This window comes from Runella aurantiaca (assembly GCF_003339505.1).
Taxonomy (GTDB): Bacteria; Bacteroidota; Bacteroidia; order Cytophagales; family Spirosomataceae; genus Runella; species Runella aurantiaca.
The window spans coordinates 29,553-47,845 of sequence record NZ_QPIW01000019.1 but is presented as its reverse complement, the minus strand read 5'-3'; the positions used below and the strand labels follow the sequence as shown (position 1 = coordinate 47,845).

Annotated in this window: 19 protein-coding genes; 6 read left to right on the top strand and 13 right to left on the bottom strand. The window is 44.7% G+C overall.

The features are described from left to right. Nucleotides 1-5: 5 nt before the first annotated feature. The 3 genes from DVG78_RS20165 to cysS are packed head-to-tail and all read right to left on the bottom strand — an operon-like array spanning nt 6 to nt 4,560. Nucleotides 6-2,381 carry a T9SS type B sorting domain-containing protein gene (locus DVG78_RS20165; RefSeq protein ID WP_114462852.1) on the bottom strand — a complete coding sequence of 792 codons (2,376 nt, stop codon included), beginning with the start codon at nt 2,379-2,381 and terminating at the stop codon, nt 6-8. A 54-nt stretch (nt 2,382-2,435) separates the two neighbouring features. Continuing rightward, nucleotides 2,436-2,978, bottom strand: coding sequence for a DUF192 domain-containing protein (locus DVG78_RS20160; RefSeq protein WP_114462851.1), 543 nt, complete (start codon nt 2,976-2,978; stop codon nt 2,436-2,438). A gap of 46 nt (nt 2,979-3,024) precedes the next feature. Then, a complete protein-coding gene (gene cysS / locus DVG78_RS20155; protein ID WP_114462850.1) occupies nt 3,025-4,560 on the bottom strand; it encodes a cysteine--tRNA ligase in 1,536 nt (511 codons plus the stop codon). Between the two features lie 207 nt (nt 4,561-4,767). On the opposite strand from cysS, the gene udk reads away from it, so the two are divergent. Further along, nucleotides 4,768-5,388, top strand: coding sequence for a uridine kinase (gene udk / locus DVG78_RS20150; RefSeq protein ID WP_114462849.1), 621 nt, complete (start codon nt 4,768-4,770; stop codon nt 5,386-5,388). 27 nt (nt 5,389-5,415) lie between these two features. Here the strand turns inward: udk and DVG78_RS20145 are convergent, their stop codons facing one another. Then, complete coding sequence (locus DVG78_RS20145) at nt 5,416-5,637, bottom strand: PspC domain-containing protein (RefSeq protein ID WP_114068299.1); 222 nt, start codon at nt 5,635-5,637, stop codon at nt 5,416-5,418. 300 nt (nt 5,638-5,937) lie between these two features. On the opposite strand from DVG78_RS20145, the gene DVG78_RS20140 reads away from it, so the two are divergent. Continuing rightward, the gene (locus tag DVG78_RS20140) at nt 5,938-6,132 is read left to right on the top strand and encodes a cold-shock protein (protein ID WP_013927601.1); all 195 of its coding nucleotides are present in this window, start codon (nt 5,938-5,940) and stop codon (nt 6,130-6,132) included. 60 nt (nt 6,133-6,192) lie between these two features. Here the strand turns inward: DVG78_RS20140 and DVG78_RS20135 are convergent, their stop codons facing one another. Beyond that, entirely contained in the window at nt 6,193-7,383 is a 1,191-nt protein-coding gene (locus tag DVG78_RS20135) for a Gfo/Idh/MocA family protein (protein ID WP_114462848.1), read from the bottom strand. 109 nt (nt 7,384-7,492) lie between these two features. Here DVG78_RS20135 and DVG78_RS20130 point away from each other — a divergent pair, with 109 nt between their 5' ends. Further along, complete coding sequence (locus DVG78_RS20130; RefSeq protein WP_114462847.1) at nt 7,493-8,038, top strand: heavy-metal-associated domain-containing protein; 546 nt, start codon at nt 7,493-7,495, stop codon at nt 8,036-8,038. An 18-nt stretch (nt 8,039-8,056) separates the two neighbouring features. Beyond that, nucleotides 8,057-8,533, top strand: coding sequence for a hypothetical protein (locus tag DVG78_RS20125; protein WP_114462846.1), 477 nt, complete (start codon nt 8,057-8,059; stop codon nt 8,531-8,533). A gap of 88 nt (nt 8,534-8,621) precedes the next feature. Here DVG78_RS20125 and DVG78_RS20120 read toward each other — a convergent pair whose 3' ends face one another. The 5 genes from DVG78_RS20120 to DVG78_RS20100 form a co-directional block, all read right to left on the bottom strand. After that, complete coding sequence (locus tag DVG78_RS20120) at nt 8,622-9,593, bottom strand: AAA family ATPase (protein ID WP_114462845.1); 972 nt, start codon at nt 9,591-9,593, stop codon at nt 8,622-8,624. A 17-nt stretch (nt 9,594-9,610) separates the two neighbouring features. Then, a complete protein-coding gene (locus DVG78_RS20115; RefSeq protein ID WP_114462844.1) occupies nt 9,611-10,801 on the bottom strand; it encodes a DUF4350 domain-containing protein in 1,191 nt (396 codons plus the stop codon). Nucleotides 10,802-10,831: 30 nt separating this feature from the next. Next, the gene (locus tag DVG78_RS20110) at nt 10,832-11,563 is read right to left on the bottom strand and encodes a DUF4129 domain-containing protein (RefSeq protein WP_114462843.1); all 732 of its coding nucleotides are present in this window, start codon (nt 11,561-11,563) and stop codon (nt 10,832-10,834) included. Nucleotides 11,564-11,704: 141 nt separating this feature from the next. Further along, a complete protein-coding gene (locus DVG78_RS20105; RefSeq protein WP_114462842.1) occupies nt 11,705-12,046 on the bottom strand; it encodes a c-type cytochrome in 342 nt (113 codons plus the stop codon). Nucleotides 12,047-12,150: 104 nt separating this feature from the next. Continuing rightward, nucleotides 12,151-13,458 carry an MFS transporter gene (locus DVG78_RS20100; protein WP_114462841.1) on the bottom strand — a complete coding sequence of 436 codons (1,308 nt, stop codon included), beginning with the start codon at nt 13,456-13,458 and terminating at the stop codon, nt 12,151-12,153. Nucleotides 13,459-13,577: 119 nt separating this feature from the next. On the opposite strand from DVG78_RS20100, the gene DVG78_RS20095 reads away from it, so the two are divergent. Both DVG78_RS20095 and DVG78_RS20090 read left to right on the top strand, forming a co-directional pair. Continuing rightward, entirely contained in the window at nt 13,578-14,054 is a 477-nt protein-coding gene (locus DVG78_RS20095) for a regulatory protein RecX (RefSeq protein WP_114462840.1), read from the top strand. 11 nt (nt 14,055-14,065) lie between these two features. Continuing rightward, on the top strand, nt 14,066-14,980 hold the full coding sequence (locus DVG78_RS20090) for a hypothetical protein (RefSeq protein ID WP_114462839.1): 915 nt from the start codon (nt 14,066-14,068) through the stop codon (nt 14,978-14,980). Nucleotides 14,981-15,034: 54 nt separating this feature from the next. On the opposite strand, the gene argH is transcribed toward DVG78_RS20090, so the two are convergent. The 3 genes from argH to DVG78_RS20075 form a co-directional block, all read right to left on the bottom strand. Then, nucleotides 15,035-16,369, bottom strand: coding sequence for an argininosuccinate lyase (gene argH, locus DVG78_RS20085; protein ID WP_114462909.1), 1,335 nt, complete (start codon nt 16,367-16,369; stop codon nt 15,035-15,037). A 145-nt stretch (nt 16,370-16,514) separates the two neighbouring features. After that, nucleotides 16,515-17,099: a PD-(D/E)XK nuclease family protein gene (locus DVG78_RS20080; protein WP_114462838.1), complete on the bottom strand. Its 585-nt coding sequence runs from the start codon at nt 17,097-17,099 to the stop codon at nt 16,515-16,517. Nucleotides 17,100-17,233: 134 nt separating this feature from the next. After that, a complete protein-coding gene (locus DVG78_RS20075) occupies nt 17,234-18,136 on the bottom strand; it encodes a helix-turn-helix domain-containing protein (protein ID WP_114462837.1) in 903 nt (300 codons plus the stop codon). Nucleotides 18,137-18,293: the final 157 nt, after the last annotated feature.

Sequence of the window (18,293 nt, the reverse complement as noted above, 5' to 3'; positions counted from 1 at the left end):
CAATATTACCGAATCACGTTCAAACTTCCCGTCAATTTATACTCCACTTCGCGCAGGTAGATGTGATAATAATAGGTTCCGACGGGTACAAAGTCGCCATTCCAGCGGCCGTCCCACGGGGTTTCGTAGCCTTTGTTGCTAAAAATCAGGTTGCCCCAACGGTTGAAAATTTCGATGGTGCAATTGGGAAAATCCCGAATGCCTGCAATTTCCCAAGTATCGTTGGCGCCGTCATTGTTAGGCGTAAAGCCGTTAGGAATCGTTAGGTCAATAACAGTAATGAGCACTTCACCTTTTACTATACATCCTTCCGTAGTGGTCACGGTTACGGTATAGGTAGTGGTTCGGTCGGGGCTTACAGTTGGGCTTGTGATGGTTGAATTGTTGAGACCAATGCTTGGAAACCATGCGGCGGTTGCGTTGAGGGGTACCGTGGTTTTGATTTGAATGCTGTCACCGCGGGCAACTACTAGTTTACTTGGTACTTCTAAGCGCGGAGGCGGGGCGATGTAAGCAGTTTTGGTATCTTTTCCCGAACACCCCTGATTGTTGGTGTAAGTGTAGGTAATCGGATACGTACCCGCCGATAAATCCTGCGTTACAAACCGATTTCCTACCACTCCCTGCCCGCTAAAAGTGCCACCTGCGGGTGAGCCTTCCAAGGTAACTGCCTGTAAAGCAGAGGTACACAGTGCCTGTATGGGAGCAAGAGTAACCGTTGGGGAGGGTTTTACGATGACATTGACCGAGACCGAGCGGGTGATACATTTAGTGACAGTATCAGACACTGCCACTGAATATCGCCCAGTTTGCGTTGGCGAAAACTCGTTTCCGAACGATGCAAACAAGGGAGTATCTTCCTGATACCATGCATAATCGTACGCATTATTGCGGGGTGTAATGAGCTTTATGGAATCGTTGGCGCAGAAAATAGGTGTACCGTCAATCGTCAGCGTGGCCGTTGGGGCCGAAATAAGCTTTATGATTACACTGTCTTTACTTACGCATTTGGTCGTTGTTTCGGTTACAAACACGCTATAAACGCCGGGTTGTTTTACGTTGGAAAAAACCTGCCCTGAATTGTCGGTGGTGACCCCGTTTTGCTGCCAGCTGATGGTGGCGTTTGAGGGTAAATCAATGCTCAGATTGGTACTGTCATTGGAGCACAATGGCAATGGGCGACTGGAAGAAATCCGGACCGTGCTGGCGTTTTTTACATTGACGCGGGTGAAGTTTGAGGTAGACTCTTCTGTTCCGCAGTTTTCGGCAAAACGTTTGACAAGGCTGTAGTTGCCGGGCTGATAAATGCCCAAATACGATTGGTTGGCATTGGCGATGGGCTGGTCGTCTTTTAGCCATTGATATGCCCATTGCGGGTTTTCATCGTTGGCTTTCAGCACTACAGAATCGCCTTGACACATTTCTACCGAAGAGATATTGCCTGCGGAGGATTGGTAAGTAACTGAAGGCGACGCCGTCAAGATTTCAATAAAAACGGGGGAAGGGACTGAAGAAATACAATCCACAACGTTAAACACAAATTCGCGTCGTATTTCCCCTACTTTTACGTTTTGCCGCCATTCTTCGCAACGAACCGCAAAGGCAAAAAAACCAATTTGAGAGGCATTGAGCGTTATTTTTCCCGTTTTTGAGTCAATTCTTAAAGTGTTAACGCCTAGAATAGCTTTTGTACTGTCAAAACCTGCGCTCCAAACCGCCCGACTATAAGGCCCTGCTTTGGATTTATCAGGAAAAGTGCCACCTTGGTCGGTGGAGCCAATGAGAGGCGTGACAATGCTGTATCGTAGTTCATTTCCCGAAGTACTTGTTGCCCCAAAATCCGCTTCGAAATTTTTTCCTACACACACATATTTGACTTCGGGAGTTTTAAATTGGGGTAAACCGTTTGAAATGCCATTGAGTGGAATTTCAGCATAGAAGGCCAAGCCTACTCTATTGGGGGTTTGAATATTGACAATTTCGCCGTTGCGGCAACATTCTTCCCACGAAAAATAATAGCCTTCTGGATCGTTGTAGGTAGTCGTAGGAAAAGAAACGGTGGCCGTGTAGCGAGCCAACGTAATGCGAGATTCTCGGGGATTGGGAACACAACGAGGGTTGGAATAGGGGATTTCTTCCAGTGCAGCGCGGGTGAGTGTAAAATCTTCAATGCGGGCGTTGGAGCTTTTGCGAAAAGAAGAAACAAAGGCTTTGTCGTTTGTACTACCCAGTACGCCGTCGTAAATCAGGGTTAAGGTAATGAGGTAGCTGTTGGAGGAGCCATTTTGTTTGGTAAGCGCAATATCTCCCCCGATAATGTGATTGGCCCATGCCCCCGCACTCCACATCAACAATAGCCCGCACGTTATCCACCACTTCATGTAAGGTTCTTTTTCTTAATCCTTTACAACTATTGTTCCAAAATGAAAGAAGCCTTAAAAAACGATTGTGTCGCCCACCTGAATTCCGTACTTATCACAGTAACCGCCGTTTACTTCTACCACGTATTGTGCGTCACCAAAGGAGGGGAGGCTTTCTTCGGAATAGGGTTTGGCCTTTTTCTGGATAGAAACAATTTTTTTGTTTTGGTCAACGTAGATGATGTCCAACGAAATCATGGTGTTTTTCATCCAAAAACTTTGCGGAGTGGGTTCTTCAAAAACAAACAGCATTCCCACCGAATCGGAAAGATAGGGCCGGAACATCAGTCCTTTTTGGCGATCGGTGTCGTTTTCGGCAATTTCAACATCAATCTTTCGAAATGTTTTACCGCCTTTTAAAAACGTTACTTCACCTTCTTTTGTAATGCCGCTCGCTGGGGCTGCAGGGGCCGCTGACGAAGAAGCGGGCGCCTCCGTTTCGGCCGAAACGGAGGCGTTGCTGTTGGAAACCAGCAGGGGCCTTAAAAGATACAAAGCCCCCGCAAACACAAAAACTGCCAATAATATATAACTTATGTATGAACGACGCTTTTCCATAAAATACCTTGATGAAGTAATACAATGAATATCGGCTTGGTTGAAATTATTCTTCGTACGCCCAGTCAATCCGGTGTTTCATGTCCCGAATGACTAAATTTTGCGCCTTGAAATAAGAACGAATTTGGTCAACTTTGTCGTATTGCTGGGCCGACTTGTATTCGCGATATAAATCAAGCATTCCACTCAATACAGCGTTGCTTTCCGTTGTTTCTTCCTTCAGACCCAGAATTTCTTCGGTAAAGGTGATGTATTTTTCTTTCAACAGGGCAAAACCTTCTTCACCCAGTGCCGCAGGATTTAACTGGTTGAGGTAAATCATGTTGACGTATTTTAGGAGGTTAAACAACTGTGCAATCGCGACGGCGGTGTTGAGGTCGTCGTTCATGGCATCATAAAACGCCTGCACGGTTTTCTGAATGTCGGTTACTTTCTTTTCATCAATCGTAACGCCCGGGGTTGAAACCTTCAAGCCTGCTTCATTGGACGAACTTTCGACCTCCGCAGGGATGTAGGTCAATGCTTTGATGGCTTTCAGCCCATTGATGATTCGTTTATACGCTTTTTGAGAACCTTTCAGCGCATCGTTTGAGAAATCAAGCGTGCTTCGGTATTGACTTTGGAGCATAAAGAATCGAGACGTCATGGGGCTGTAGGCCTGTTCAAGCAACGGATGATTGCCAGAAAACAACTCGACGGGTAAAAATGAATTGCCTAATGATTTTGACATTTTTTGTCCGTTGACCGTCAGCATATTGGAGTGCATCCAATAGCGTACGGGCTCCGTTCCATTCAATCCAGTTCCCTGCGCAATTTCGCATTCGTGGTGCGGAAATTTCAAGTCCATACCACCGCCGTGAATGTCAAATTGTTTCCCTAAGTATTTGGTACTCATGCAGGTACATTCTAAGTGCCAGCCTGGAAAACCTTTGCCCCAAGGAGATTCCCACTGCATGATGTGCTCGGGGGCCGCTTTCTTCCAAATGGCAAAATCCAGTGGATTCCGTTTCTCAGAAGTACCTTCCAGCTCGCGGGTCTCGGTCAACAGGTCGTCCAATACCCGGCCCGATAGTTTGCCGTAATTATTGCCGTTTGCGTTGTATTGATTGATGTCAAAATAAACCGAGCCATTGGATTCATAAGCCAGTCCCTTGTCAATCAGGTCTTTGACGGCTTCTATCTGTTCAATCAAATGTCCAGTAGCGGTGGGCTCAATGCTGGGAGTTCGGAAATTAAGTTGCTCCAACACCTGATGAAAATCGTTGGTGTAGCGCTGCACAATTTCCATCGGTTCTAGCTTTTCTAGTTTGGCCATCCGTCCGATTTTATCTTCACCTTCGTCGCCATCGCCTACAAGGTGGCCTACGTCCGTGATATTGCGCACATAACGGACCTTGTAACCAATGTGTGTCAGGTACCGAAAAAGAATATCGAAAGTCAGAAACGTACGAACATTGCCCAAGTGTACGTAATTATAAACCGTTGGCCCGCATACATATAGCCCTACGTGAGGGGGGCTAAGGGGTTGAAAAAGTTCTTTTTGGCGGGCGAGAGAATTATAGATTTTGAGTGGTTGTGTCATGATAAGAAAATACTAAATACTCGTTTATGAAATTGATTTCCCGAAACGTAGTATCAGCAACATCGAAAGAGGTCAACCCGAAAATTTTTCAAAAACATAGCAGGAGAAAATGTAATTTAAACGCAAAACTAACAATTTGTTGCGGGTTCTTTTACAATTTCGGTGCCAGAAGTTCGGTATTTAGACGGGGCCACGTAACTTTACCGCATGAAAAAACCTTTTATCGTCGGAATCACGGGCGGGAGTGCATCGGGAAAGACCTATTTTCTTAACAGCCTGATGGGCGCTTTTGGCGAAGATGAAATCTGTCTGATTTCGCAAGACCATTATTACCGCTCCCGTAATGAAGTGCCCGTTGACGAAAACGGGGTGCATAATTTTGACTTACCCTCCGCTATCAACCACCGCAAGTACGCCGAGCACATCATCGACCTTCGGGAAGGCAAGACCGTGGAGCAGTTGGAATATACCTTCAATAATCCCGCCATTATTCCGCAGATGCTTACCTTTAGACCCACGCCTATCATTGTGGTAGAAGGGATTTTTGTGTTTTACTTCAAAGAAATCGCGGAGTTGTTGGATTTAAAAATATTCATTGATGCCAAAGAACACATCAAACTCAAACGCCGCATCATCCGCGACCAAGTGGAGCGCGGCTACGATTTGACGGATGTGCTGTACCGTTGGGAAAATCACGTATTTCCAACCTACGAGCAGTTTATCAAACCCTCAAAGGCAGACGCTGACATAATCATTCCTAATAACCGACATTTTCATCGCGGTCTGGATGTAGTAAAAGCATTTTTGAAAAGTAAAATTGAGTTTTAGCGGCGGCTCAAAAGGAGTTGGCAGGCCTTATAATTCCCAAATAGTAGGGTTATTGTGTCGACGGAGGTGCTTGCCAATCTCCATCCAAAACGCCATCACTAAGTAGACAATGATGGGGGAACCAAAGGTCAAAAAACTGGCGTAAATAAAATAAAGCCGAATACTGCTTGCCGAGATATTTAAGATTTCTCCCAAGCGAGTACAAACGCCAAAAACGTGGTTCTCAACAAAATACCGGAAACGATTCATCGCGTTTTTTATGTTTGAAAACGAAGGTAACAAATCTATTCTGTAAAGTCAAGCATCTGAATAACAGATGACTCCGAACTTGACTTGTAACAAATATTTTATAAATTTGTTTGAGCTCTGCTTAAAAACTTCATTCTCATCGCAAGACAAAGTAAGTCTTGGCAAGTGCCTAATTTTGAGCGTTCAAGCCTTTTGCTCAATGATTAGTTTTGTCAATATCTTTGTAAATCCGCTGAAAATGAGGCGATTGGCGGCTGTTTGTTTAATTATTTCTTTCATTATTTTAATTATTGTAGTAAAATGCAAACAGGAACAGTAAAGTTTTTCAATGAAGCCAGAGGGTATGGTTTTATTGTGGACGATGAATCTCAAAAAGAAATTTTTGTACATGTAACAGGCTTAGGCGGGGTAGTTATCCGTGAAAAAGACCGAGTAGAGTACGAAATCGTTGATGGTAAAAAAGGCTTGAACGCTACTAAAGTGAAGAAAATTTGATTTTTCTTTACCCAAGAACGGTACGGGGAACTCTGCCAAGAGCTCCCCGTTTTTATATCCCTACAAATCCCGTTCGATGATTTCATTAGTCTTTTTGTCTTTCAAAATTACCTTGTGACGGCCGTCGTGCGTTACTTCTTCTTTAATTAAATAGTAATCAGCATCGTACTCAATCAGCGTTGAAACGGGCGTCAATCCTTCTTGACCGCGCCAAACGGGCAAATCGACAGGCTCCCAGAGTTTGGTTTGTGCCGATTTGTAGGCGGCATCTATGATGGCGTTGACCACGTAGCCATCGTAAAAGGTTTCTGAAGGCTCGGTGCCCTCCTCGACCGACCGAAACATATCGGTAAACATGTGGTTGTAGCCAAGTTCGTTGACCTCATCGCCTACTGGAAAAAGCCAACCTGTATTGCTTTCGGCTTTCTCGGCGACGTAGTCGCCGCCTTTGCCCGTCGTGAATACTTCAAAGCCCGTACGCAGAAAATTATTCATCCATATAGTGCCCTCCGTTCCCATGACTTCGTCGCGCAGGTCCATGCCGCCGCGAAACGTCCAGCTTACTTCAAATTGACCGATGGCTCCGTTTTCGTATTTGACCAATGCAATGGCGTGGTCTTCGGCCTCGATGGGTTTTACCTGCGTGGCGGCCCAGCACATCACCTCTACTGGCTTGATGTCTTTTCCGATAAAATTGCGGGCAATTTCAATACAATGACAGCCCAAATCAAGGATGCAGCCACCGCCAGCCTGTTCTTTGTCCCAAAACCAGTTGCTGTGGGGGCCAGGGTGGGTTTCTCTCGACTTGGCCCACAGAATCCGTCCCAACGCACCATTGTCTACCATCTGCTTGGATTTCAAGAACTTGGGGGTATAACACAAATCTTCCAGGTACCCGCCGAATATGCCCGCGCCTTCAATGGCCTGCATCATGCGCAGGGCTTCGGCACCGTTTCTGCCCAAAGGTTTGGTACTGACTACCGCCTTTTTATGTTTTACGCAAAGCATGACAGCGGCTTCGTGGAGGTTGTTGGGTAGCGCTACGCAAATCATGGTGACGTCGGGGTGCGCGATTACTTCTTCCATGTCGGTCGACCAAAACGTACAGCCGTAATCATCGGCAAATTTTTTGGCGCTTTCTTCGCGGCGTGCATAAATAGCCACCACGCGGTCACGGCCGCGCTGACCGTGGATAGACTCTGCATAAAAACGTCCGATAAAGCCCGAACCAAGCATGGCAATCCTTTGCATAAAATCTGATTGTTGACGGTGAAAATTATTTTTATAAAAAAAGCAATTACGCTAAACTTTTTAATGATGGTTTTTTGTTCGTACTTTTGCAATATAGTTGCAAATAGTCATGGCAAGAATTATTTCGATAACATTAAATGTGGGTTTAACAGGGCTTGTACACCTGTTGTGCTGCTGGGTACCGTTGGTGGTCGTTTTGTTTAACGGGGCTTCTATCGGCTGGTTGGCAGAGTATCGTACTCCGTTGATTGCGTTGCAATTAGCGGCATTGGCGTGGTCTTTTTATGATTTATATTTACGCCCATCTCACCAGGCTGGTTTGTTTGAGAAAAGAGTGTTTTGGATTGCGGTAGGCCTTACTGTGGGATTGAATCTGATTCCTCATCGGTATTTTCAGGCTGAAGAAGGCCAGTTGGCGCAAGCACAGTTTGAGCGGATTCGCTCAACAAGGGTTGCTCAATTTGAACTTAAAACGCCGCTGAAATCGGTAGAAAAGTTAAATAATACGCTTCAATCCGTAGAAGGCGTCGTACCTTCGCAAATCAAGCTGAATGACGAGGTGGTTTCGGTGCGTTATTATGCAGGAAAAACGTCCGATGAAGCCATTTTGGCGACTCTCCGAAAGCAGGGATATCAAGTTTCAATGATTGACTAACCAACGCTACTTTTTACCATGACAAAACACGTTTATTCTTTACTTACCGTTGGCGGCATGCTTTTCGGTGCGTATTTATTTTCTGCTTGCGGTGACAAAAAAGACCCTAAAATGGAAGAAGCGGGCAAGGTCCATCTGGAAGCAATGGAAATTGAAGAGTCTTTACATCAACAAATTGAAGGCATAGATTCGTTGAAGATAGTGTTAAGTGAAAAGAAAAAAACGCTGACCGATGCGGCGGCTATTGCAAGTTTAGATTCTACCGTAGCGGCGTTGGATGCGGTGGCGGGCTCATTTGCCGCTTGGGAGGAAAGTGTGGTAGAAGTGCCAGGATTGCCTCATGAGCACCACGACGGAGAAGAGCATGAGCACAAACCTGCGCCAGATTTGACGCCTGATCAAATGCTTGAGGTGCAAAAAGAATCAAAAACCAATATCGAAAAAATCAAAGCTGATTTAGCTAAGGCTGAGGAAATGGTTAAAAAAGTACTCTAGCGAGTTTACTAAGAAAGAAATACAAATCGCCTGCTTTCCTGAGTATTTAATTCAGAAAGCAGGCGATTTGTATTGTATGGGCGATGGACTAACGAGGTACTTCTACTTTTTGTAATAATTGCGCTACTGCGTCGTCGGGAGTCGCGCCTTCCATTTCGCGCTCAGGCATCAAAATAATGCGGTGACGAAGCACGGCGGGAGCAAGTGCCTGAATGTCTTCTGGCGTCACAAAATCACGCCCTCTAATCGCGGCCAATGCTTTGGAGCTGTTCAATAATGCCACCGAAGCCCGTGGTGATGCCCCCAAAAACAACGATTTGTTGTTGCGTGTTTGCAGAATAATTTGGGCAATGTATTCCAACAATTTATCTTCTACGTGTACTAGGTGCGTTTTTGCCCGTAATTCGGTCAACTGCTGAGGCTGTAAAATAGCCGTAATTTCTCCAATGGCTTCTGCCATGCTCTTCCGTTGATGATGTCCGCGCAACACTTCTACTTCCTGTTCGGCGGTGGGGTAACCCACGACTATTTTAAACAGAAAACGGTCTAGTTGGGCTTCTGGTAAGCGGTAGGTGCCTTCGTGTTCAACGGGATTTTGGGTTGCAATCACAATAAACGGTGTACTCATTGGGTAAGTACTGCCGTCGATGGTGGCTTGCCGTTCTTCCATCACTTCAAAGAGGGCCGATTGGGTTTTGGCAGGGGCGCGGTTGATTTCGTCAACCAGAATGATATTTGAAAAAATCGGCCCTTTCATAAACTCAAAATTGGCGAGTTTGGGGTTGAATATCGACGTTCCCAAAACATCCGACGGCATTAAATCGGGGGTAAACTGAATGCGGCTGAAATCGGTGTTGATGGTTTTTGCCAATAGCTTCGCCGTGAGGGTTTTGGCTACTCCGGGTACTCCCTCCACCAAGACGTGCCCATCGGCCAAGATGGCGGTTAGGAGTAGTTCGATGGTGTGGTGTTGGCCCACAATGATTTTGCCGATTTCCGATTTTATGGCCGAAATGGCGTCATTAAGGTCCTGAAGGTCAATGCGTGATTCGAAATTCATGAATGAGAGGGTAGATGTTATCTGGTTTTTTGATAAAAATCTTCAATTCTTCGGTTTAAGCTCAGTAAGGCATATTCAGTAAGGCGGCCACTGCGCTCCGCGTGGGCTATTTCGCCAAATAATAAATCAATTTCTAAGCGTGCAAAGCCTGTTTTTTTGGATAAGGCTTCTTTAAATTCTTCGTCCAATTCATTGGTACGCAACCCAAAACGCTCCCGAATATAGAGCAGCAAGTGCTGTATTTTCTTTTGGGCAATGTTGGCGTGGTCAGCCTGTTGGAAATACATTTTTCCGATGGTTTGCACAAATTCGAGGGAGGTATTTTTAGGTACTTCCATCACGGGAATGATGCGTTGGGTGCGTTTCCCCGCAAAAATGGCAAACACAAATAGCCCGAAAAGAACCATATAATAGGCCCATTTTAGCGGTGGCTGCGTCATCACAAATCGAAAAATGGACTGCTCATTTTCACCAAATCGACCCTGCTTCAGGTATTCATCCCAGTACGTGGGCTGAACGGGTAAATACGAAAGGCTCTTAAAAGCAAAGTCTGACGTAGCAGAATCCAATGCGTAATAATTGGTCAATGCCAAAGGTAAATTATGCAGATAAAAATGCCCTTTCCCGTAACCTACCTTCAGAAAAATAGGTTCATTCCGCGCATTTTGGGCCAAAACCGTTACATTTTTAGATTTTTTTACCAAAAAATAATTCCGACCGTCATCTTGCGGAAAAACGTAGCCTTTGGGTTTTTTGAAAGCAGGGTTGACAAAGTTCATGACCAATGCCGTATCGCGGAGCGAAGGCGCTTTGAGCGTGGCTCGCACGTCGAGGGTTTTGAGCAATGTATCCGAAAAATCGTAAGCGGAAATAAAGACGGTGTTTCCCTTTTTTACGTAATTGAGGAGTTGAGTGCGGTCATTTTTATCAATATCAAAATTTTGACAGACAAAAATATAGTTGCTTTTGGTAGGCAATTTACTTTCTGTCAAGTGATTATAAATTGGCAACCGCAATGACTCTACTGCTTGACCACCAAAGACATCGGGCAATAACTCAACCAGCGCTTTGGTGCCAAACGGTATTTTATCCTTGTCGGAATAAGATGGAGTCCAGTCAATCGGTTTGGGGCGGTAGTATTCAAACAGCCCATAACCGAGGATGGTCAGCGTTAAAAACCAAAAATATTTGCTTCGTAAATTTTTCAAAAGAATGTCAGTCGTTGCGTCGTCAATTTTTTAGATTTTGTCCGAGAAGGTAGAAAAGGCCTCTTTTATATCTCCAAATTCGGCTTCTGAGACCGTAAAATCGCCGTACCAAACGTACTCAAATTGGGATGTCAGTCGCTCAAAATCAGCTTTTAAACGAAGATTGCCTAATTCGTCTACGTAAATACGGTTGGTTTTGGTGGCTTGCCAATGAATCAATTGCTTGTCAGTCAGTTGTTTGAGTGTTCTCAAATAATACATTCGTATGGCCAAGCGGTAATTGTGATTTTCAACGGCGTCGTCAATGAGTTTATTAAAATCGAGCTCATGGATGTTTTCGCTAATGCGGTTATAAGAGAGTGGGTCGTCTTGGGCTTTACGGCCAAAGATGCCGCCCAAAAACTCCGATTTATAAAGAAGCCAGAGGGCGAAACCGCCAATGGCGGCTAAAATGACATATTGCCAGAAGTTTTCGTAGGAGCTGCTTTGAAAAAATGTCGACAATTTGCGCATCAGCCAATACCAGAATTTGGCCAGCGGGTTTTCGGGGGGAGGCGCGTCGTTGTGATAACGATACTCCCGATCGTTACGTAAATCATCGAGACGCTCTGCTGAAGGCAGGCGTTGTACGATGCTTGATTTGTCCAAAGGTGCTTTTACGGTTGCGGTATCGGCTTTTTCGTTTTTTTGCGCCTGAAGGCAGATGCCAATGCTGACAAACAGAATAGCAAGAGTGATTCTTTTTAAAACAGATGAAATCATGGTATTAAATCAAAAAGTTACTATCTGTTTTGGGCTTATTTACTTTAATGAAGCGAAAATTAAACCATAAATTGCCCTTAAAGCTACAAAAAAGCCGACGTTTTGCGTCGGCTTTACAATGAGGAAAATAAAAAAGACTGGTTATTTCTTTTTTGGAGCAAGCGTCACAATCCATTTGGCAATTTTAAGCGCCTCGTCTTTAGGTACGCTTGCAAGGGCAGCCATCGGAGGATAACCAGGCCAGTTGGCAGGTTTTGGAGCATAGATTAACTCTACGATTTGCTCGGGTTTGTATTTTTTCTTAGCCATTACTTCCTTGTAGCCTGGACCAACCAATCGCTGATCAACACGGTGACAGGCTAAACAAGTATTCTTGCTTAGTAATGCCTCAATATCAGCGGGAATTTGGGTTTGTGCGTTTGCGATGGTCGTGCCGGCACAAAAAAAGCCCGCGGCTAATAACATTTTGGTGAATCGTTTCATGCCAAGGATTGGAATTATTGTAATGAAAAGTAAGAACTTGATTTTAATGCAAAGCTATAACGTTTTCAGAAAGAAAATGTGTTAAAATGATAAAAGTTTATTTTTTACATCTCCACGGGTTTCATTTTAGGAACGAGCAGATTGATAATGAAAAGTGCCAGCAAATAAGTAGAGCCAGCAATCAAAAACAAGGGTAAATAACCAAACTGAACGCGTATCGGGCCAGCTATTGCGGCCAGAATGGCACCTCCCACGGCCCCCGCAAACCCGCCGATACCAGTCACCATTGCAACGGCACTTTTTGGAAATAAATCGGAGGCGAAGGTGTACACATTGGCCGACCACCCTAGATGCCCTGCTGCCGCAATGGCGATGAGCACTACGGCGATGTAAATATTTTGGGTTTGGGCGGCAAAGAAAATAGGAACAACGCAGAGCGCACAAATCAGCATCGTTGTCTTACGAGCGCGATTGAGTTCCCAACCTATTTTCATGAATTGTGACGAAAGCCAGCCAAAAAACACGCTGCCGCCGTCTGAAATAATGTAAATGACCATGAACGGTAGGCCAATATTCTGAAGGTCAAGGGTTTGGTCAAGAGATTCGCTAGAGTTGAAAAAATCGGGTAGCCATGTCAGGTAAAACCACCAGATGGGGTCGGCCATGAATTTCCCCACAATCAGCGCCCAAGTTTGACGATACCGCAACAGCCGCCACCACGTCAGGCGTCCCTCAATTACTTCCTGCTGATGGTCTTGCTGAATATAACGCAGCTCAACAGGGGAGACTTTGGGGTGTTGTTCGGGGCGTTGGTAGGTCATCCACCACGCTACTAGTACGCTCAGACCCAATACGCCCGTGGTCATGAATGAAATACGCCAGCCATAATGAAGGGTCATCCAGGGAATGACGGCAGCGGTAATGATAATTCCGACATTGGCACCCGCATTAAAAATTCCAGTGGCAAAGGAGCGTTCTTTTTTGGGAAACCATTCGGCAATCGACTTAATGCTTGACGGGAAGTTGCCAGCTTCACCGATTCCCAAAACAAAACGTGTAGCCACTAATCCCCGAAACGAACTCACAAAGGCATTGGCAATGCCCGCCATGCTCCAAAGCCCAATTGCCACTGCTAATCCACGTTTGGTGCCTACTCGGTCGATAAGCCACCCAATCATCATAAAACCAACGGCGTAGGCTACTTTAAAAGCGGTATCTACCCAACCGTACTGGATTTTGAACGCATTGAGGTCGGCTTGGGTGAGTGTGTAGGTAAGCGGAAACCCAAGCATTTCTTTTCTGAATGTATCATCAAGCATCGCAAAGGAGAGTACGTTGCGATCAATGTAGTTGATGGTAGTAACCAAAAAAAGCAACAGCACTATCCGCCAGCGGAAGTTGTTGGGAAGCATTGTATCTCAGGGGTTAAAGGTCGAAACGCCGAAGCGTACTTTTTTGCGGCAAAACTTCTGCAATATACGGGGTATGTTGTAAATGTTATATGCTTATTTTTGTTGAAAAAAAATCATAAATGACTGACCGTCAAAAATTCGCGTTATTAAAAGCGGCTTCTTTTTGCGCATATCAGGAACGAACCGTGAAAGAAACCCGACAACGTTTAAACGATTGGGAGCTTTCGGAGGAAGAAACCGCGTGGGTGCTGGAGGAGCTGAAAGCGCAAAATTACCTAAATGAGGAGCGTTTTGCGCGAGCGTTTGCGGGAGGTAAGTTTCGGGTAAAGCGATGGGGACGCCTCAAAATCAGGCAGGAGATGAAGATAAAAGGCTTGCCAAATGATTTGATTCAAAAGGGTTTAGGCGAAATAGACGGCGATGATTATGAGGCGGTACTGCGAGATTTGCTGGAAAAAAAAGCGAAAGGCTTAAAAGGAGAACCCTTGGCCATTAAGCAAAAATTGGTGCGTTTTGCTCTGAGTCGGGGTTTTGAAAGTGATATTGTGTGGGAATTGCTGAAAACCATGGGCGTTGAAGAAGAGCAAGAAGAATAACCAGATGAATTATGAGTAAAAAAATCATTGAACGGATTCATAAAGAGACTGATACTGCTGATTTGCTGTACTTGCTTACGGCGTTGCCTTCTTCAGACCTCAATTCGTTGTTGATGGAAGTAATGCGCCGAAAAACCGAGCGAATGACTGCGGGAGATTTGTTCAGAAGTTATGCTGACAACAGATTTGTCAAACCCTCTGATGTTGATTTTGTCTCATTTTTAACTTTTGAGTTGAACCTTCTGCAAAGAGCGCAAGCTATTGGGTTTACACCACTCGAACTGTCTCCCGTGAGTCCGTTGGGTTCGTGCGCTGTGGTAGCAACGGTCAATCAGAACAAAATTTTATCGGCTTTAAGAAGTACGGAAGTCGTAGCCGATGCCACGAATCTGCTTGCGCTGGAAGCGGTAAGCCGTCGTAAAAAAACACAATTTGATTCAACCGATATTCATCTTTGCACCGTGCATCGACACCTCCGCACGCCTTACATGCCATCTCCTTTTCTTCCTCATTTTAAGATTTTCTGCCTTGTAACGGCGGGGAAAGACAAAGGAAGTTTACTTTTTGAAAAACGACATTTGATAGAGCATATTCGTTTTACGACCGATTACTTAAAAAGCTTTTCTGGCATTGAATCAATAAAGGTCGTATTGAAGTCTACCTGTAAAGAAAATCTTGATTTTTCACCTTTGTGTGATGCCATTATGACTGAAACAAAGGATATTACCTTTGAGATAGAAGAGGTAGAACAGCCTTATTACCAAGTTATTCAGTTCAAAACTTTCGTAACTATTCGCCAGAAAGAATTCGAAATTGCCGATGGTGGATTGGTAGATTGGTCGCAAAAATTAGCCAACAACCGAAAGGAACGTATGCTGACAAGCGGTATCGGAATAGAGTTATTGTTTAAGTTGCTGGGCCTTTGAAATAGTCAACCACAGAGACATAGAGAACAGCTCCGTGCCTCTGTGGTTAATCTCTTATTTCAATAAATTTTCAACTGCCGTATGTACCTTCTCAAACTTAAATCGCGCCATTTCAGCGTTCATCAACTCCGTGATTTGGTCGTTGCAAAGGTTGCCGATGCTGCCTTCATGTGTGTGATTGAGGGTGCGTGAGGCCTGGTAAGTGCCTTCGTTGATTTCTTTCCCCACTTGGCGATACGCATCGCGGAAAGGTACTCCCTGAACTACTAGTTCATTGACGCGCTCTACACTAAACAGCAAATCGTATTTTTTGTCAACCAATAAATCGGGCTTTACTTCAAGGTGTTCAAGCATGAAGTGAGCAATGTCCAGACAATCCAGTATTTCATCAAATGCGGGCATCAGCAGTTCTTTCAGTAACTGCATATCGCGGTGGTAGCCAGACGGTAAATTGCTCATTACCATCGTGATTTCGGTCGGAAGGGCTTTCAGACGATTGGTTTTAGCGCGTAAAAGTTCGGCCACGTCGGGGTTTTTCTTGTGTGGCATGATGCTACTGCCCGTGGTGAGGTCGTCGGGTAAAGTGACGAAGGCAAAATTTTGGCTGTTGTATAAACAAACATCCATTGCCATGCGTGAAATGGTGGACGAAAGGGCGGCAATCGCCGTCAGCGCCGTTTGTTCGGTCTTCCCGCGTGACATTTGGGCGTACACGACGTTGTAATGCAACGCCTCAAAACCCAACAATTCGGTCGTCATGGTGCGGTTCAACGGAAAAGAAGAGCCATACCCTGCACCTGAGCCGAGTGGGTTTTTGTTGGAAAGTTTATAGGCCGTTTGAATCATGGCCATGTCGTCGACCAAGGCTTCGCCGTAGGCTCCAAACCACAAGCCAAAGGAGGATGGCATCGCGATTTGTAAGTGCGTATAGCCGGGCAACAGGTCGTTTTTGTGTTGGTTGGAACGTTTAACGAGTAAGTCAAACAGTTTTCGGGAGGCCAAAGCGACTTCTTCCAAACGACTCCGGGTAAACAGCTTCATGTCTACCAGCACTTGGTCATTGCGTGAGCGTCCGCTGTGGATTTTCTTGCCGACGTCCCCGAGTTTGCGGGTCAGCATCAATTCTACCTGCGAGTGTACATCTTCGACGCCGTCTTCGATTTGGAATTTTCCTTGCAGAATTTCCAGATAAATAATTTTCAATTCGGCTTCCAATGCAGTCAGTTCGTCTCTTTTTAGCAAGCCTACGCTTTCGAGCATTTTGGCGTGGGCGATATTGCCCAAGACATCATACGGGGCTAAGTATAAATCCATTTCACGGTCGCGCCCGACGGTGAATTTCTCAATTTTTTCGGAGATAGAAGTCGTTTCTTTTTGCCAGAGTTTCATAGGAACCGCTCGGGTAATCGTGTCTTTGGAAGATTTATTTTGTGCAAAAATGGCTACCGCACACGCCATTCCAATGCAGAATGTACAGAATGTTTTCATCTCAATTGAATGAATTTAAAGGTAATGCGGCCTTTGAAAGGACAAATTAAGGCTTTTTAGGGAAGATTTTTGCATTGGTAATCAATTCTCGATGTTCATCCAAAAACATTTTAAACGAATAGACTTCTTCCAACTGCCCTGAAAAATCGCTTTCGCTGTCGTATATTTCTTCGTAAACCTGCTCAAAATCAGTAATCAAATAGCGCATTTTACGAATGCCCCAATTGTACAGGGCAGGCAAATAAAAATGTTGGTGGTCTTGTAGAAAACGGTCGGGTTCGTAGTGAGAAGTGGTTTTGATGTCAACGGCCTCTTTGCGCCCCAAAACGTCCACAAATCCGTAAATCAACGCATCGTCGATTTGGTATTGGCAATACACTTGTGTTTTGACAATGGGTTTGGGTAGCCGTAGGCGAACAGTTTGGAGAATGTTGAAATCAAACTGGTCTTCACCGATGCCTTTCAGAACGGCATCTTCAAACGATACGCCGCGCATTTGGGCTTCTGTGGACGGAATCGGTACGCGATTGATACGGTCCAACAGCTCCTGCTCACTGAGTTTGCCCTGCAAAAACCGGGAATAGGTATTGAGCAATGAAGGGTAAAAACGATAAGCGATTCTGGAAGGCATGGAGAGCAATGAGGAAGGACGATTTATGAATGTCAGTTTCTGATATCGTCGGTAATAACGGAAAAAATCATTCACAGAGCGAGATTTAGTTTGCCATTTGGTAATAGCATCTTAACGGAAATCATCTTTCTGCGCTAATTCATCCTTTGTCTGTACTCATTTGGCGACACACCCACCCGCAGTTTAAACAATCTCGTAAAGTGTGAGGGATATTTGAAACCCATTTCATAGGCTATTTCGCTGATGCTTTTGCTTTGGTCAAAAATCTTCTCTTTTGACAAGTCAATCACTTTGGCCTGAATATACTCTTGGGCAGTTTTTCCTGTTTCTTTTTTTACTAAATCTCCGAAATAATTGGCGGATAAATGCAGTTTTTCGGCACAATAGGCCACCGTTGGCAAACCTTCCGGTTGCGAGCTGCCTGACTGAAAATAATCGTTAAGCAAACCTTCAAATCTTACCAAAATATCTTTATTGAGGGTCTCTCGGGTAATAAACTGGCGGTCATAAAAGCGGAGACAATAGTTCAGAAGCAATTCTATATTGTTTACAATCAATATTTTGCTGTGCTTGTCGATGCCCCGTTCCAATTCATCCTGAATTTTCTGAAAACATTCCAGTACCACTTGTTTTTCCCGCTTCGATATGTGCAATGCCTCATTGGCTTCGTAAGAGAAAAAGCCATAATCATGAATATGTTTGCCCAAAGCAGTTCCATGAATAAAATCCGGATGAAATACCAGCGCCCATCCGGTGGGCTGCACCATTTTTTCTTCGGGTGTACTGATGCCGAAAACCTGTCCCGGTGCGATGAAAAGCAATGTTTCATCCTGATAGTCATAGTGATTACGGCCGTACTTAAAATCTTCGCATTTCAAATCTTTTAAAAAAACAATGTACAGGGCTGAAATATACTTTTTGGAGAGAAAAGGGGTGGATTTTGATTGGTCTAAAACACTGACCAGCGGGTGTAATGTCTCTTGTCCTCTACGAGTGTTGAACTGAGTAACCGTTTCTAATCTTTCTATTTTTTTCATCATTTTTAGCTTTATCACCTAAGTATTTATCAACAAAACCGGGGATAGACAGTAGGTATGCCATTCAAAACTAATGCAAAAAAGTCAGGACTTTTTAGGCCCGAAAGCTAATCGGTAATAATGGTAAGAGATACCGTAATTGATATAAGTAACATCA

Coding starts and splice junctions, on each gene's coding strand:
- udk (WP_114462849.1), top strand. CDS start 4,768: ATGAAAAAACCTTTTATCGTCGGAATCACGGGCGGGAGTGCATCGGGA.
- DVG78_RS20130 (WP_114462847.1), top strand. CDS start 7,493: ATGGCAAGAATTATTTCGATAACATTAAATGTGGGTTTAACAGGGCTT.
- DVG78_RS20075 (WP_114462837.1), bottom strand. CDS start 18,136: ATGAAAAAAATAGAAAGATTAGAAACGGTTACTCAGTTCAACACTCGT.
- cysS (WP_114462850.1), bottom strand. CDS start 4,560: ATGACACAACCACTCAAAATCTATAATTCTCTCGCCCGCCAAAAAGAA.
- DVG78_RS20100 (WP_114462841.1), bottom strand. CDS start 13,458: ATGCTTCCCAACAACTTCCGCTGGCGGATAGTGCTGTTGCTTTTTTTG.
- DVG78_RS20095 (WP_114462840.1), top strand. CDS start 13,578: ATGACTGACCGTCAAAAATTCGCGTTATTAAAAGCGGCTTCTTTTTGC.
- DVG78_RS20145 (WP_114068299.1), bottom strand. CDS start 5,637: ATGAATCGTTTCCGGTATTTTGTTGAGAACCACGTTTTTGGCGTTTGT.
- DVG78_RS20080 (WP_114462838.1), bottom strand. CDS start 17,099: ATGCCTTCCAGAATCGCTTATCGTTTTTACCCTTCATTGCTCAATACC.
- DVG78_RS20120 (WP_114462845.1), bottom strand. CDS start 9,593: ATGAATTTCGAATCACGCATTGACCTTCAGGACCTTAATGACGCCATT.
- argH (WP_114462909.1), bottom strand. CDS start 16,369: ATGAAACTCTGGCAAAAAGAAACGACTTCTATCTCCGAAAAAATTGAG.
- DVG78_RS20165 (WP_114462852.1), bottom strand. CDS start 2,381: ATGAAGTGGTGGATAACGTGCGGGCTATTGTTGATGTGGAGTGCGGGG.
- DVG78_RS20140 (WP_013927601.1), top strand. CDS start 5,938: ATGCAAACAGGAACAGTAAAGTTTTTCAATGAAGCCAGAGGGTATGGT.
- DVG78_RS20110 (WP_114462843.1), bottom strand. CDS start 11,563: ATGATTTCATCTGTTTTAAAAAGAATCACTCTTGCTATTCTGTTTGTC.
- DVG78_RS20160 (WP_114462851.1), bottom strand. CDS start 2,978: ATGGAAAAGCGTCGTTCATACATAAGTTATATATTATTGGCAGTTTTT.
- DVG78_RS20105 (WP_114462842.1), bottom strand. CDS start 12,046: ATGAAACGATTCACCAAAATGTTATTAGCCGCGGGCTTTTTTTGTGCC.
- DVG78_RS20090 (WP_114462839.1), top strand. CDS start 14,066: ATGAGTAAAAAAATCATTGAACGGATTCATAAAGAGACTGATACTGCT.
- DVG78_RS20125 (WP_114462846.1), top strand. CDS start 8,057: ATGACAAAACACGTTTATTCTTTACTTACCGTTGGCGGCATGCTTTTC.
- DVG78_RS20135 (WP_114462848.1), bottom strand. CDS start 7,383: ATGCAAAGGATTGCCATGCTTGGTTCGGGCTTTATCGGACGTTTTTAT.